Genomic DNA, 14,244 nt, shown 5'->3' with positions numbered 1-14,244 from the left:
GCCAGCTTCAAGTTGCAAGCTCCAGGCAGCAAGCTCAAAGCAGTACACACACTGCTCTTGCTTGCCGCTTGTAGCTCAAAGGAAGCTAGCTCGAAGAGCTATTGAATGTTCCCGTCTTTTAGAGGAGCGCGACTCATGACCGTGATCAAGCAAGACGACCTGATTCAGAGCGTTGCCGACGCCCTGCAGTTCATTTCCTATTACCACCCCGTTGACTTCATCCAGGCGATGCACGAAGCCTACCTGCGTGAAGAATCGCCGGCCGCCCGCGACTCCATCGCACAAATCCTGATCAACTCGCGCATGTGTGCCACCGGCCACCGCCCGATCTGCCAGGACACCGGCATCGTCACCGTGTTCGTTCGTGTGGGCATGGACGTACGTTGGGATGGCGCCACCATGGGCCTGGACGACATGATCAACGAAGGCGTGCGCCGGGCTTACAACCTGCCGGAAAACGTTCTGCGTGCCTCGATCCTCGCCGACCCGGCGGGCGCTCGTAAAAACACCAAGGACAACACCCCGGCCGTTATCCACTACTCCATCGTTCCGGGTAACACCGTGGAAGTGGACGTGGCAGCCAAGGGCGGCGGTTCCGAGAACAAGTCGAAAATGGCCATGCTCAACCCATCCGACTCGATCGTCGACTGGGTATTGAAGACCGTTCCGACCATGGGCGCCGGCTGGTGCCCACCGGGCATGCTCGGCATCGGCATCGGCGGCACCGCCGAGAAAGCCGCGGTGATGGCCAAGGAAGTGTTGATGGAATCCATCGACATTCACGAGCTGAAAGCGCGTGGTCCGCAGAACCGTATCGAAGAGATGCGTCTGGAGCTGTTCGAGAAGGTCAACCAACTGGGCATCGGCGCCCAGGGCCTGGGTGGCCTGACCACCGTGCTCGACGTGAAGATCATGGATTACCCGACCCACGCCGCTTCCCTGCCGGTGTGCATGATCCCGAACTGCGCCGCCACCCGTCACGCGCACTTCGTGCTCGACGGTTCCGGCCCGGCCTCGCTGGAAGCGCCACCGCTGGACGCCTACCCGGAAATCGTCTGGGAAGCCGGCCCGTCGGCTCGTCGCGTCAACCTCGACACCCTGACCCCGGAAGAAGTGCAGAGCTGGAAGCCGGGCGAAACCGTCCTGCTCAACGGCAAGATGCTCACCGGTCGCGACGCCGCGCACAAGCGCATGGTCGAGATGTTGAACAAGGGTGAAACCTTGCCGGTGGACCTCAAGGGTCGCTTCATTTACTACGTCGGCCCGGTTGATCCGGTGCGCGAAGAAGTGGTGGGCCCTGCCGGTCCGACCACCGCCACGCGGATGGACAAGTTCACCCGTCAGATCCTTGAGCAAACCGGTCTGTTGGGCATGATCGGCAAATCCGAGCGCGGCCCTACCGCTATCGAAGCGATCAAGGACCACAAAGCCGTTTACCTGATGGCAGTCGGCGGCGCGGCTTACCTGGTGGCGCAAGCCATCAAGAAATCCCGCGTTGTTGCCTTCGCCGAACTGGGGATGGAAGCCATCTACGAGTTCGACGTGAAAGACATGCCGGTGACGGTTGCGGTTGATAGCAAAGGCGAGTCGGTACACATCACCGGTCCTGCGATCTGGCAGAAGAAGATCAGTGAAAGTCTGGCAGTAGAAGTGCAGTAAGCGCTTCAAGCTGCTGATAAGGCCGGGGCCTCTTACAGAGGACCCGGCCTTTTTTTCGGCCAAGTTTTAATGTCATATTGTGTTTAGCAAATCGGTCGAAAAATCGGCATAGCCTCAAAACACTTGAATGAACGAAGCAGCATGAAAGGTGCTACCCAGGCGTGGCTCATGATTTCAGGCTCTCCGTGCTATCGTGCGCGCCCGTATTGCTAACTGTTTCCGACACCATGTTTGCTCGTTCGCGCACATTACGCCTGACGCTATACACCTTGCTGATCGTTGCCGGTGCCGTACTGGCCGCCGGATTTGCCCTGCGCCACACCGAACGCCAGGCCTTAGTTGAAGACGCCGCGCGCGCCAATCAGCAATTGGCGCTGTACGCCAATTCCCTGCACACCCTGATCGACCGCTACCGCGCCCTGCCTGCCGTGCTCGCGCTGGACCCGGAGTTGCGCGCCGCCCTCAACGGCACGGTATCGCCAGAGCAACAGGACGCACTGAATCGCAAGCTGGAAAAAATCAACGGCGCCGCCCAGTCCTCGACCCTCGAACTGCTCGACCGCACCGGCCTCGCCGTGGCCGCCAGCAATTGGCGTTTGCCCAGCAGTTACGTCGGCCACAATTATGGCTTTCGCCCCTACTTCAGCGAGACCCGCACCCAAGGCACCGGGCGCTTTTACGCGGTGGGCGTGACCAGTGGCATTCCGGGGTATTTCCTGTCCAGCGCAGTCACCGGCGACAACGGCGAGTTTCTCGGTGCCATGGTGGTGAAGCTCGAGTTTCCGGAACTGGAACGCGAATGGCGCCAGGGCAGCGACACGCTGCTGGTCAGTGACGCACGCGGGATCATCTTCATCGCCAACCAGCCGGGCTGGCGTTATCGCTTGTTGAAACCGCTGGACGACAACGATCACGCCGCGCTCAAGGCGACCCGCCAGTACGACAAGCAACCGCTGACACCGCTTGAGTTTCAATCCCTGCGCCGCTTCGACGACAACAGCGATCTGGCACGGGTGGTCGGCCCTGACGGGACGGCGGATTACCTGTGGGAATCGCTGCCACTCGCCACCGAAGGCTGGACGCTGCACCTGTTGCGTCGCCCGCAAGTCGCGTTCGAAGACAGTCGCAATGCCGCGCTGGCCGCTGCCGGGTTATGGCTGGCGTTGGTGTTTCTGTTGCTGTTCCTCAATCAACGCTGGCGCCTGGCGAAAATGCGCCAGCGCAGCCGCGAAGAGCTTGAGCAACTGGTGGAAGAACGCACCCGCGACCTGCGCACCGCTCAGGACGGGCTGGTGCAATCGGCCAAACTGGCGGCGCTCGGCCAGATGTCTGCCGCCCTCGCCCATGAAATCAATCAGCCACTGACCGCCCAGCGCATGCAGCTTGCTACTCTGAGGTTGCTGCTCGATCACGGTCGGGTTGACGACGCTTACAAGGCGCTGAAACCGGTGGACGACATGCTCACACGCATGGCCGCCCTCACCGGCCACCTGAAAACCTTCGCTCGCAAAAGCCCCAGCGGCCTGCGCGAACGACTGGACCTGGCGGCGGTGGTCGACCAATCGTTGCAGTTACTCGATGCGCGACTGCGCGATGAACAAGTCAGCACGGTGCTGCACCTGACGCGCCCGGCGTGGGTGCGGGGTGATGCGATTCGTCTGGAACAGGTGCTGATCAACCTGCTGCGCAATGCCCTCGACGCCATGCACGACAAGCCCTGCAAACGCCTGGAAATCCGCCTCGAAGCCGACGAACAATTGTGGCGCCTGACGGTCAGCGACAATGGTGGCGGCATCGCCGAAGAACACCTGCCGAACGTGTTCGATCCATTCTTCACCACCAAACCGGTGGGCGATGGCCTGGGGCTTGGGCTGGCGGTATCGTTTGCCATCGTTCACGAAGCGGGCGGACGCCTGAGTGCCGATAATCACGGCAACGGCGCGGTGTTCACCCTGACCTTGCCCATCGATCTGGAGGCGCCTGCCGCATGCTGAATTCAGTGATGGTGGTCGACGACGAAAGCAGCATTCGCAGCGCCGTCGAACAATGGCTGAGCCTGTCGGGTTTCGAGGTGCAGTTGTTCAGTCGCGCCGATGAATGCCTGGCGCAATTGCCCGCGCATTTTCCCGGGGTGATCCTCAGCGATGTGCGCATGCCCGGCATGACCGGGTTGGAGTTGTTGGCCGAAGTCCAGCGTCGTGATGCGGACTTGCCGGTGATTCTGTTGACCGGCCACGGCGATGTGCCGATGGCGGTCGAAGCGATGCGCGATGGCGCGTATGACTTTCTCGAGAAGCCCTTCAGCCCGGAAACCCTGCTGAGCAGTTTGCGCAGGGCGTTGGACAAGCGTCGGCTGGTTCTGGAGAACCGTGCCCTGCACGAACAGGCCGACAACCGCGCCAAACTCGACGCCACCCTGCTCGGCGTGTCCCGTGGTTTGCAGACGCTGCGTCGGCAAGTGCTGGACCTGGCGGCGTTACCCGTCAATGTGTTGATCCGCGGTGAAACCGGCAGCGGCAAAGAGCTGGTCGCGCGTTGCCTGCATGACTTCGGGCCGCGAGCCGACAAGCCGTTTGTGGCGCTCAACTGCGCGGCGATTCCGGAGCAGTTGTTCGAAGCTGAATTGTTTGGCCACGAGAGTGGCGCGTTCACTGGTGCTACGGGTAAACGTATTGGCAAGCTTGAATACGCCGATGGCGGCACGCTGTTTCTCGACGAAATCGAAAGCATGCCGCTGGCCCAGCAGGTGAAGTTGCTGCGGGTGTTGCAGGAGCAGAAGCTTGAGCGCTTGGGGTCGAACCAGAGTATTCGCGTGGATTTGCGGATCATTGCCGCGACCAAGCCGGACCTGCTGGATGAGGCACGGGCCGGGCGTTTTCGTGAGGATTTGGCGTATCGATTGAATGTCGCCGAGTTGCGGCTGCCGCCGTTGCGTGATCGGCGCGAAGACATTCCGTTGTTGTTCGAGTCGTTTGCACAGCAGGCTGCCGAGCGTTTGGGCCGGACCTTTCCACCGTTGACCGGGCCGCAGTTGAGTCATCTGCTGAGCCACGACTGGCCGGGCAATGTGCGCGAACTGGCGAACGTTGCCGAACGGCAAGTGCTGGGGCTGGGCGAGCCGGAACCGGCGGGGATTGATCCGGGGCAGTCGCTGGCGGCGCAGCAGGAAGCGTTCGAAGCGCATTGCCTGCGCGCGGCATTGACCCGGCATAAGGGCGATGTGAAAGCAGTGCTTGAAGAGCTGCAACTGCCGCGCCGGACCTTTAATGAAAAGATGCAGCGGCATGGACTGACGCGCGAGATGTTCCTGACTGACAGCTGATATTTGTGGGGCCTGGACTGGCCCCATCGCGAGCAGGCTCACTCCTACATTTGAATCGTGTACACCGTCCCCCTGTAGGAGTAAGCCTGCTCGCGATGAGGCCGGCCCATGCAAAGCAATTCCATACCCGCTAAGCAAAAATCCGCTCATACCCCATCCAACATAAGCGGATTTCCGCTCACCCAATTCGCAAAACCCCTCTAAACCGCCCCTCTCCCCCTTGGCACACCTCCTGCTATAGCCCCCACAGGCTGCGTTTCAACGCGCTCCACAAAAACAATTAAACGAAGGATCCTTCAATGGATAACTCCAACGCCCTGCCCCTTGGGTCGGCTGCCGTGCCGGCTAAAGAAAGAACCACTGCCAGTCGCATCAAATCGATTTTCAGCGGCTCCGTCGGCAACATGGTCGAGTGGTACGACTGGTACGTCTACGCCGCCTTCTCCCTGTACTTCGCCAAGGCCTTTTTCCCGAAAGGCGACACCACCGCCCAACTGCTGAACACCGCCGCGATCTTCGCTGTGGGCTTCCTGATGCGCCCGATCGGTGGCTGGCTGATGGGCCTCTACGCCGACAAGGCCGGGCGCAAGAAAGCGCTGATGGCTTCGGTGTACCTGATGTGTTTCGGCTCGCTGCTGATCGCCCTGAGCCCGGGTTATGAAACCATTGGCATCGGCGCACCGATCCTGCTGATTTTCGCCCGTCTGCTGCAAGGCCTGTCGGTCGGTGGCGAGTACGGCACCTCGGCGACGTACCTCAGCGAAATGGCGACCAAGGATCGTCGCGGTTTCTACTCCAGCTTCCAGTACGTGACCCTGATCTCCGGCCAGCTCATCGCCCTGGCGGTGCTGATCGTGCTGCAACAGACCCTGACCACCGAACAACTGTACGACTGGGGCTGGCGCATCCCGTTCGCCATCGGCGCACTGTGTGCCGTGGTCGCGCTGTACCTGCGTCGTGGCATGGAAGAAACCGAGTCGTTCACCAAGAAAGAGAAGGCCAAGGAAAGCGCGATGCGCACCTTGATGCGCCATCCCAAGGAACTGATGACCGTGGTCGGCCTGACCATGGGCGGTACCCTGGCGTTCTACACCTACACCACCTACATGCAGAAATACCTGGTGAACACGGTCGGCATGAGCATCTCCGACTCGACCACGATTTCGGCGGCGACGCTGTTCCTGTTCATGTGCCTGCAACCGATCATCGGCGGGCTGTCGGATAAAGTCGGTCGTCGGCCGATCCTGATTGCCTTCGGTATTCTGGGGACGCTGTTCACCGTGCCGATCCTGACCACCTTGCACACCGTTCAGACCTGGTGGGGCGCGTTCTTCCTGATCATGGCGGCGCTGATCATCGTCAGCGGCTACACCTCGATCAACGCAGTGGTGAAGGCCGAACTGTTCCCGACTGAAATCCGTGCACTGGGGGTTGGCTTGCCTTACGCCCTGACCGTGTCGATCTTCGGCGGTACGGCTGAATACATCGCGCTGTGGTTCAAGAGCATCGGCATGGAAACCGGGTATTACTGGTATGTCACGGCGTGTATTGCGGTGTCGTTGCTGGTGTATGTGACCATGAAAGATACCCGCAAGCATTCGCGGATCGAGACTGACTGACCGCTGGATTGAGGGTGGCTGTACTGGCCTCTTCGCGAGCAGGCTCACTCCTACACTGACCGGGTTCTTTTCATGAGAATGCGGTCAAATGTAGGAGTGAGCCTGCTCGCGATGGGGACGCCTTGGTCTCAAGTCAACTCAGCAGCCGTCCGCTTCCCATATTTATTCTGAGCAAACGAAGCCCCCGCAATCATCACCACCAGAATCCCCGCCAACACCCAGGCCCGAATCGTCGGTCAGGTAATCACCCAGCGCCGTGCCCAAGGTGTTGGAAAACAGAATCGCCATCCAATAGAACATCTCGCCGCGAAAGGTCTGGACCTTGGTGACGTTCAGCGAATCACCGCTCAAGCGCCACGCCGCAAAAATCCCGATCAGGATCGCAATCAGGATCATCGAACCGGTGGCGTAGCCCAGGCCGAGGGTGCGGTCCATGAAGTCCGACATCGTGGTGCCGGCCGTACTGGTCGCCAACACGTTCGCCGCCGATGGCTATGTCAAAACCGGCTCGGCGTCCTACGAGCACGGCGCCAGTGCCCCCATCGAACGTACGCATTCTGACAGCTTCGACAAAACCGGCACCGCCGAAGCGATCGGCTGATCACAAGAGCCCCCCCTGTAGGAGAGAGCCTGCTCGCGATGGCGGTGTGTCAGTCACATAAATGCTGAATGACACACCGCCATCGCGAGCAGGCTCACTCCTACATTGGAATCTCATTGCTGGAAATTATCGGCTCGGCCTTGCACCATGGTGGTCTCCCGAGAGCTCCTGGAATGAACCCCATGCCCGACGACATCCACTATTACGAACCCGCCAACGGCCACGGCCTGCCCCACGATCCGTTCAACGCCATCGTCGGCCCGCGCCCTATCGGCTGGATTTCCTCGCAGGATGCCAATGGCCGCTTGAACCTTGCCCCGTACAGTTTCTTCAACGCGTTCAACTACATTCCGCCGATCATTGGTTTTTCCAGTGTCGGGCGCAAAGACAGCCTGAATAACATCGAACAGACCGGCGAGTTCGCCTGGAACCTCGCCACTCGACCATTGGCCGAGCAGATGAATCAGAGCTGTGCGATGGTCGGGCCAGAAGTGAATGAATTCGAGTTGTCCGGATTGACGCCCGCCGCCTCGACAATCATTCAGGTGCCACGGGTCGCCGAAAGCCCGGTGTCCTTTGAGTGCAAGGTCACGCAGATCATCCAGTTGCAGCGCGCGGACGGGAATGTGGTGCCGAGCTGGCTGATTCTCGGCGAAGTGGTCGCCGTGCATATCGCCAAATGGCTGTTGAAGGAGGGGGTCTACGACACCGCCGCGGCAGAACCGATTCTGCGCGGCGGCGGGCCGGCGGATTATTTTCAGCTGGGGCCAGAGGCGTTGTTCAAGATGTATCGCCCGGGGGCGAACAGGTAACTCACCAGAGCAGGTCGGTGTCTTCCTTGACGTCCTTGAGGCGGGTCAGCTCTTTGGCGGCGGCTTCATCGGCTTCATGGGCGGTCTTGAAGGTCTGGTCTTCGAGGACTTTGTGAAAGCGCGGTGCGCCTGCGCCACCCAGGGCTTTGACGGCGATGGCGGCGTGGTATCCACCCTCACCCGGTACTACTGCGGAAACGGCTTCGAAGTGTTCAAAGGCTTTACGTGCCATGTCGCGGATCCTGGCTGGTTGATAATGCGGTCATTAAACCCTCAACCCGCCATTTTGTGTACCCACGACTGGGTCTGACCCAAGGCCTGGGCCGCCGACACTTCCTTGAAGGTGTGGAAATCCAGGCTGTTGACCACCAGGTCCTGCACCAATTCGGCAAACACGTCCATCGCCGGGGTGCTGAAGTACGCGGTCATGGCCTGCTGGTTGATCCAGAAACCGGACACCAGCCACAACTCGGTATCGCATTGCGACTGTTGCAGGGTAAAGCTCAGGCAACCCGGTGCAGTGCGCGTCGGCTCGATCAGGGCGCTCAGGCGCGCACCGAGTTCCACCGAACGCCCGGCGTGGGCACGGACAAAAGCCATATGACTGACGGGGATCTGCGTAGACATGTTCAACCCTCCCAGGTACTCGAGTGGCAGCCGTGGGACGGGCTGCGACAGGATCAAAGGTTAATCGCGCCCCCGCCAGCGCGGTTAGTCGATTCCTGCCGGCTTGTTGCACAATCCTGCGCGCGTCGTAAAAAACCTCTACCCGCCGGCAAAAAGTTTTCAGGCCAATGAAACAGGGCTTTCAAGCAAGTTTTGCGGGGACTGCCCACTGCCAGAGGCACCGCTAATTCACCCCGTGCAGAATCAGGCAAGGTTGAGGCAGGATGTGTCTACCGCTTCGTCTTGCACAAACATAAGCTGAGCCCATTATCCACGCCCCACCGAGGATGCCTTGCATGTCGTCGCTCGATCATTTTCAAGCCCCGCTGGATGCCGAGATGGAGAAACAGCGCGCGGAACTGGCCGCGATCATCCGTCGCTATACAACCGATGATGGCAATTATGAGACCGCCGTCGGCTCGTTGTTCATGGCCAAACACAGCAAGTCCCACGACTTTGCACCGGTGCTGGCGCAACCGGCGTTGTGCATCATGGCGCAGGGGCGCAAAGAGGTGCGGCTGGCGGACGAATACTTCAATTACGACCCGCTGCACTACCTGGTGGTCTCGGTCTCGATGCCCCTGAGCGGCAGGATCGTCAATGTCACCTCGGAAGAACCGATTCTCTCGGTGCGGCTGGACATCGACCCAGCGGAAATCAGCGCGCTGATTGCCGATGCCGGACCTTTAGGTGTGCCGACCCGCCCCACCGGTCGTGGCCTGTATGTCGAGCGGGTCGACAGCGCCATGCTCGATGCCGTACTGCGTCTGGCACGTTTGCTCGACACCCCGAAAGACATCGCCATGCTCGCGCCGTTGATTCGTCGGGAGATTCTTTATCGGTTGTTGCGCAGCCCGCAGGGGCATCGGCTGTATGAGATCGCGATCGCCAATAGCCAGAGCCATCGCATCAGCCAGGCGATCCAGTGGCTGAACGGCAACTATGAGCAGCCGCTGCGCATTGATGATTTGGCGAAAGAGGTGAACCTGAGCGTGTCGACGTTGCATCACCGGTTCAAGGCGATGACGGCGATGAGTCCGTTGCAGTATCAGAAGCAGTTGCGGTTGCAGGAAGCGCGGCGGTTGATGCTGGCGGAAGGGTTGGAGGCTTCGGCGGCGGGGTATCGGGTGGGGTATGAAAGCCCTTCGCAGTTCAGCCGTGAATACAGTCGGTTGTTTGGGGCGCCGCCGTTGCGGGATTTGGCGCGGTTGCGGTTGAGTATCTGATCCAGAGTTTTCTGGTGTGGCGGATGGCCCCATCGCGGGCAAGCCCGCTCCCACAGGGAATTATTGGCAGTCACAAAATGGCGCGAACACCGACGATCACTGTGGGAGCGGGCTTGCCCGCGAAGAGACCAGCAAGGCTGGCATCAATCCTGAATCAGGCACCGAGTACGCGGCAAGCCTCAGCCGGCAACGTCACCGACACCGGGTTGCCAATGCTCAACCCGAACCCCTGGCACGGTGTGCTCAGCGCGGTAAACGACACCCCGGAACACTCCACGGTGGTTTCAATCGTCGCGCCGATATCACGCACGAACGTCACCGTACCCAGCAAACGATTCCCCGCCGTCGCCTGCGGGTGCGACAGTTGCAGGTCTTCCGGGCGAATCAGCATCTTCACTTTCTCGCCGACCACAATGCTGCTGCAGATCGGCACGTCCAGTGCATCGCCCCCCGGCAGACCGACCTTGCCATTGCCCAACGCCGTGGCCGGGAAGATGTTGCCGGAACCGATAAAGTCCGCGACAAATTCGTTGGCCGGGTGGCGGTAGATTTCAATCGGCGTGCCGACTTGCTGCACACGGTGCTCGCCCAGGACCACGACGATATCGGCCATGGTCATGGCTTCACGCTGATCGTGGGTCACCATGATCGTGGTGATGTTCAGGCGTTGTTGCAGCTGACGGATTTCCACCTGCATCGACTCGCGCAGCTTGGCGTCCAGCGCCGACAGCGGCTCATCCAGCAGGAGGATTTTTGGTCGCGAAGCAATCGCCCGGGCAATCGCCACGCGCTGACGCTGACCGCCGGAGAGTTTGGCCACCGGGCGATCAATCATTTCCTGCAGCTGAATCAGCTCCAGCAACTCCACCACACGCGCCTGCTGATCAGCCTTGCTGACGCCACGCAGTTTCAGCGGATAGGCGATGTTCTCGCCCACGGTCATGTGCGGGAACAAGGCCAGGGATTGAAACACCATGCCGAAATTACGCAGATGCGCCGGGGTGTGGCCGATGTCTTCACCGTCCAGGCGAATCTCGCCGCCGGTGAGGGTTTCGAGGCCGGCGATCATGCGCAGCAGCGTGGTTTTACCGCAGCCCGACGGGCCGAGAAAACACACCAGTTTGCCCTCGGGCAAATGCAGGTTTACATCCTTTACCGCGCAGGCCGAGCCGTAGTGTTTCTCGACGTTTTCCAGAATCAGACCAGACATGTGAATCACCTCAAGAAATCAGAACGAAACGCCACCTTCACCAACCAGCTTCTCCAGCGCCCAGATCAGGACGAAGTCGATCAGCACGATCAGCACGGCAAACGAGAAAACGGTAGGGTCGAGCGAAGACACGGTGCGGCTGTACATCCAGATCGGCACGGTCATGACGTCGATGGTGTAGAGGAAATAGGTCACGGTGAATTCGTTGAACGAGACGATGAACGCCAGCAGCATCCCCGCCAGGATCCCCGACTTCATCAACGGCACCACCACATCGACAATCGCCCGGGTCGGCGAAGCACCGAGCATTTGTGCGGCCTCCTCGACTTCGCTGCCGATGGACAGCATCGCCGCGGTGCAGTTTTTCACCACGAACGGCAACGCCAGAATCACGTGGGCAATCACCAGCCGCGAGGTGGTCATCTGGAACGGCAGGCTGTCGAACACCAGCAGCAACGCCAGGCCCAACACCACCATTGGAAACACCAGCGGCAACGACATCAGTTGCAGCGCCACGGCCTTGCCGCGGAACTCGCAACGGGTCAGCGCGTAAGACGCCGGCACGGCGATGATCGTGGCGAAAACCATGGTCAGGCACGCAACCATCAGGCTGGTGGTCATGGCTTTGCCCAGGCTCAGCACGTCACTGGCGTCCGGCGAGACGAAGGTGTGCCAGGCCGCTTTGTACCATTGCAGGCTGTAGCTGCTCGGCGGGAAGTCGAGGTTCGACGAGCCGCTGAACGACATCACGATCATGGTCAGGATCGGCAACACCGCCAGCAGCAGGATGAAGCCGGAGAGGATGCCGGCAAACTTGCCGGTTTCGCCCGGCAGCAGCCCGTAACGTTTCTTGGTCAGGGTACTCATTGCGAAGCCTCCAGCATGCGCCGACGGCGGCCAGTGATGTATTCGGACAAGGTCATGATCGCGAGCGTGGTGACGATCAGCACCACACCGGCGGCGGACGCGGCGGGCCAGTTCATCAGCGGGGCGATCTGGTCATGGACCATCACCGCCAGCATCGGCACGCGTCGACCACCGAGCAGCAACGGCACCACGAAACTGCTGGCGTTGTAGGCGAACACCAACGTCGCGCCGGTGATGATCCCCGGCATGCTCATCGGCAACACCACCTGGCGGAACACCTGGAAGCGACTGGCGCCCAGGGTCGCAGCGGCTTCTTCGTAAGTACGGGCGACGCCGCGCATGGCGCTGGCGATTGGCAACACAGCGAGCGGGAACGCGGTTTGCACCAGGCCCATCAGCACGCCGTTCTGGTTGTAGAGCAGCATGATCGGACGCTTGATCAGACCGAGGCCCATCAACGCCTGATTGAGCATGCCGCCCGGACCGAGGATCACCAGCCAGCCGTAGCTTTGCAGCAGCAGGTTGACCAGCAATGGCAACAGCACCGCGGCGAGGAACACCCGGCGCACGAACGGTGAGGTCAGGCGCGACATGGTGTAGGCCACCGGGATCGCCAGGACCACAGCGATCGCTGCGCTGATCAGTGCCAGACGCAGGGTCAGCAGCAAGGATTTGAGGTAATACGGTTCCAGCAATTGGGCGTAACTGGCCAGGCTGAACCCGGTCCATTCCGCGCCTTTGGTGCCCACGCTCATGCGCAGGACCAGCAGGCTGGCGGCGATCAGCACACCCAGAAACAGCATCGACGGCGACAGGAAAAACCAGGCGCGGGTCGTTGGCGAAACACCCCGACGGGCACGCTCGGGGGCGATGCTTACCGGATGAGTCAAAGGTTGGTGTTCCATAGCAAGGGTCTCGTCAATGGAAAGCAGCTGACCAACACACCTTTCAAAACCACCACGAACCCTGTGGGAGCGGGCTTGCCCGCGATAGCGATCTGTCAGTCACATCAATATCGACAGGGAGGCCGTCATCGCGGGCAAGCCCGCTCCCACAGTGTTTCGCAGTGTTCTAAAAACGTGTGTTCGTCACTCAATCAGGAAGAAAAGATTTCCGTGTAGCGACGAATCCATTGGTCATGCACGGTGGCCAGGAAGGCGTTGTCGTGCATGATCGCCTTCTCGGCAATCTGCTCTGGCGTGAGGATGTACGGGCTCTTGCGCGCTTCGGCGGAGATGATCGCCTTGGCGTTGACCGGGCCGTTGTAGATGTCTTCAGCCATCTTGCCCTGCACCAGCGGGTCCAGAGAGTGGTTGATGAAGGCGTACGCCATGTCGGTGTCGCCCGGACGGTTCTTCGGCATCACCGATTGCATCAAGTCGGTGTAGAAACCTTCCTTCATGCCAAAGGTTGCGCTCAGGCCGTAGGCCGGGTCGCGGATCTGTTTCGGGAAGAATGCCGGTGCGTACAGGCCGCCCATGTCCAGCGAACCGGTGCGGAACAGCTCGGCGATCTGGTTCGGGTTTTCACCCAGGGTGACCACGCGATCTTTCAGCTCGGCGAGTTTCTTGAAGCCCGGCTCAATGTTGTGCTCGTCACCACCGGCCAGTTTGGCGGCGATGATGATCAGGTCCATGGCCTCGGTCCAGTTCGGCGGCGGCAGGAAGATGTTTGGCGCAGCGTCGGCATCCCACAGGGAGGCGTAGCTGGTTGGCGCTTCTTTCTGGGTGCGGGTGCTGTAGACCAGGCTGTTGCACCAGAGCAGGTAACCGATGCCGTGGCCATTGGCGCCGGTGCGGTATTTTTCCGGGACATCGACCAGGTTCGGGATGCGGTTGAGGTCGGGTTTTTCCAGCAGGTTGGCGGCGGCCAGACCTTCGGCGCCGACGCCGGCCAGGGTGATGATGTCGTACTGCGGACGATCACCGCCGGCCTTGAGTTTGGCGACCATTTCCGAGGTGCTGCCGGTGCGGTCAGCGATGACTTTGCAGCCGTACTTGTCTTCGAAGGTCGCGGCGATGTTGCGCAGGGCTGCCAGGCCAGTGTCATCGGACCAGGTCAGCAAACGCAGGGTCTTGCCCGCAAAGCGTGTGTCGCTGGCATTGGCCTTCATGAACGGCATGCTCATGGCGGCCGCTGCCACCGAGGCTACGCCTACGGTCTTGATGAATTGACGTCTGTTCAGATCATGTTCGCCCATTACGGACTCCCTTTGTTTTTGTAGGTATAAGGCAGGTCGAAACTGTTGCATCCGCGCGACCG

The 14,244-nt window shown here is 60.5% G+C and carries 13 protein-coding genes and 1 pseudogene; 7 read left to right on the top strand and 7 right to left on the bottom strand.

Features of this window, described 5'->3' with window-relative positions; all coding sequences use genetic code 11:
- Nucleotides 1–135 precede the first annotated feature (135 nt).
- The 4 genes from AB4N43_RS23295 (at nt 136) to AB4N43_RS23280 (ending at nt 6,600) form a co-directional block, all read left to right on the top strand.
- Nucleotides 136–1,659: a fumarate hydratase gene (locus AB4N43_RS23295; RefSeq protein WP_019581511.1), complete on the top strand. Its 1,524-nt coding sequence runs from the start codon at nt 136–138 to the stop codon at nt 1,657–1,659.
- A 227-nt stretch (nt 1,660–1,886) separates the two neighbouring features.
- Complete coding sequence (locus tag AB4N43_RS23290; protein ID WP_027922900.1) at nt 1,887–3,653, top strand: sensor histidine kinase; 1,767 nt, start codon at nt 1,887–1,889, stop codon at nt 3,651–3,653.
- Entirely contained in the window at nt 3,647–4,981 is a 1,335-nt protein-coding gene (locus AB4N43_RS23285) for a sigma-54-dependent transcriptional regulator (protein WP_059182251.1), read from the top strand. Before AB4N43_RS23290 ends, AB4N43_RS23285 begins: the two co-directional genes overlap by 7 nt.
- A 299-nt stretch (nt 4,982–5,280) precedes the next feature.
- On the top strand, nt 5,281–6,600 hold the full coding sequence (locus AB4N43_RS23280; RefSeq protein WP_027922898.1) for an MFS transporter: 1,320 nt from the start codon (nt 5,281–5,283) through the stop codon (nt 6,598–6,600).
- Nucleotides 6,601–6,807: 207 nt separating this feature from the next.
- On the opposite strand, the pseudogene AB4N43_RS23275 reads toward AB4N43_RS23280, so the two are convergent.
- A pseudogene (locus AB4N43_RS23275) lies at nt 6,808–7,077 on the bottom strand (hypothetical protein); the annotation flags it as partial.
- On the opposite strand from AB4N43_RS23275, the gene AB4N43_RS23270 reads away from it, so the two are divergent.
- Together AB4N43_RS23270 and AB4N43_RS23265 are read left to right on the top strand one after the other, a co-directional pair.
- Nucleotides 7,034–7,201 carry a hypothetical protein gene (locus tag AB4N43_RS23270; RefSeq protein ID WP_032833476.1) on the top strand — a complete coding sequence of 56 codons (168 nt, stop codon included), beginning with the start codon at nt 7,034–7,036 and terminating at the stop codon, nt 7,199–7,201. The pseudogene AB4N43_RS23275 and the gene AB4N43_RS23270 overlap by 44 nt on opposite strands.
- Before the next feature lie 182 nt (nt 7,202–7,383).
- Nucleotides 7,384–8,013: a flavin reductase family protein gene (locus tag AB4N43_RS23265; RefSeq protein ID WP_194940561.1), complete on the top strand. Its 630-nt coding sequence runs from the start codon at nt 7,384–7,386 to the stop codon at nt 8,011–8,013.
- 1 nt (nt 8,014) lies between these two features.
- On the opposite strand, the gene AB4N43_RS23260 is transcribed toward AB4N43_RS23265, so the two are convergent.
- Nucleotides 8,015–8,245, bottom strand: a complete 231-nt coding sequence (locus AB4N43_RS23260) for a hypothetical protein (protein WP_027922895.1) — start codon at nt 8,243–8,245, stop codon at nt 8,015–8,017.
- A gap of 41 nt (nt 8,246–8,286) precedes the next feature.
- A complete protein-coding gene (locus AB4N43_RS23255) occupies nt 8,287–8,640 on the bottom strand; it encodes an antibiotic biosynthesis monooxygenase family protein (protein ID WP_410922452.1) in 354 nt (117 codons plus the stop codon).
- A 335-nt stretch (nt 8,641–8,975) separates the two neighbouring features.
- On the opposite strand from AB4N43_RS23255, the gene AB4N43_RS23250 reads away from it, so the two are divergent.
- A complete protein-coding gene (locus AB4N43_RS23250) occupies nt 8,976–9,905 on the top strand; it encodes an AraC family transcriptional regulator (protein ID WP_460151986.1) in 930 nt (309 codons plus the stop codon).
- A gap of 154 nt (nt 9,906–10,059) precedes the next feature.
- Here the strand turns inward: AB4N43_RS23250 and AB4N43_RS23245 are convergent, their stop codons facing one another.
- From AB4N43_RS23245 to AB4N43_RS23230, 4 genes are all read right to left on the bottom strand, one after another.
- Entirely contained in the window at nt 10,060–11,115 is a 1,056-nt protein-coding gene (locus AB4N43_RS23245; RefSeq protein WP_027922892.1) for an ABC transporter ATP-binding protein, read from the bottom strand.
- A gap of 18 nt (nt 11,116–11,133) precedes the next feature.
- The gene (locus tag AB4N43_RS23240) at nt 11,134–11,982 is read right to left on the bottom strand and encodes an ABC transporter permease (protein WP_027922891.1); all 849 of its coding nucleotides are present in this window, start codon (nt 11,980–11,982) and stop codon (nt 11,134–11,136) included.
- Nucleotides 11,979–12,887: an ABC transporter permease gene (locus AB4N43_RS23235; RefSeq protein ID WP_027922890.1), complete on the bottom strand. Its 909-nt coding sequence runs from the start codon at nt 12,885–12,887 to the stop codon at nt 11,979–11,981. Before AB4N43_RS23235 ends, AB4N43_RS23240 begins: the two co-directional genes overlap by 4 nt.
- A 191-nt stretch (nt 12,888–13,078) precedes the next feature.
- Complete coding sequence (locus AB4N43_RS23230; protein WP_027922889.1) at nt 13,079–14,182, bottom strand: extracellular solute-binding protein; 1,104 nt, start codon at nt 14,180–14,182, stop codon at nt 13,079–13,081.
- Between the last annotated feature and the right edge of the window lie 62 nt (nt 14,183–14,244).

Source organism: Pseudomonas sp. S2_B07 (assembly GCF_054668435.1).
Note: the sequence above shows the minus strand (reverse complement) of the source record. Positions and strands in the feature narration are given on the sequence as shown.

What these genes read in the sequence shown, in the direction of transcription:
- AB4N43_RS23295 (WP_019581511.1), top strand. Translation starts at nt 136, where the DNA reads ATGACCGTGATCAAGCAAGACGACCTGATTCAGAGCGTTGCCGACGCC.
- AB4N43_RS23290 (WP_027922900.1), top strand. Translation starts at nt 1,887, where the DNA reads ATGTTTGCTCGTTCGCGCACATTACGCCTGACGCTATACACCTTGCTG.
- AB4N43_RS23285 (WP_059182251.1), top strand. Translation starts at nt 3,647, where the DNA reads ATGCTGAATTCAGTGATGGTGGTCGACGACGAAAGCAGCATTCGCAGC.
- AB4N43_RS23280 (WP_027922898.1), top strand. Translation starts at nt 5,281, where the DNA reads ATGGATAACTCCAACGCCCTGCCCCTTGGGTCGGCTGCCGTGCCGGCT.
- AB4N43_RS23270 (WP_032833476.1), top strand. Translation starts at nt 7,034, where the DNA reads ATGAAGTCCGACATCGTGGTGCCGGCCGTACTGGTCGCCAACACGTTC.
- AB4N43_RS23265 (WP_194940561.1), top strand. Translation starts at nt 7,384, where the DNA reads ATGCCCGACGACATCCACTATTACGAACCCGCCAACGGCCACGGCCTG.
- AB4N43_RS23260 (WP_027922895.1), bottom strand. Translation starts at nt 8,245, where the DNA reads ATGGCACGTAAAGCCTTTGAACACTTCGAAGCCGTTTCCGCAGTAGTA.
- AB4N43_RS23255 (WP_410922452.1), bottom strand. Translation starts at nt 8,640, where the DNA reads ATGTCTACGCAGATCCCCGTCAGTCATATGGCTTTTGTCCGTGCCCAC.
- AB4N43_RS23250 (WP_460151986.1), top strand. Translation starts at nt 8,976, where the DNA reads ATGTCGTCGCTCGATCATTTTCAAGCCCCGCTGGATGCCGAGATGGAG.
- AB4N43_RS23245 (WP_027922892.1), bottom strand. Translation starts at nt 11,115, where the DNA reads ATGTCTGGTCTGATTCTGGAAAACGTCGAGAAACACTACGGCTCGGCC.
- AB4N43_RS23240 (WP_027922891.1), bottom strand. Translation starts at nt 11,982, where the DNA reads ATGAGTACCCTGACCAAGAAACGTTACGGGCTGCTGCCGGGCGAAACC.
- AB4N43_RS23235 (WP_027922890.1), bottom strand. Translation starts at nt 12,887, where the DNA reads ATGGAACACCAACCTTTGACTCATCCGGTAAGCATCGCCCCCGAGCGT.
- AB4N43_RS23230 (WP_027922889.1), bottom strand. Translation starts at nt 14,182, where the DNA reads ATGGGCGAACATGATCTGAACAGACGTCAATTCATCAAGACCGTAGGC.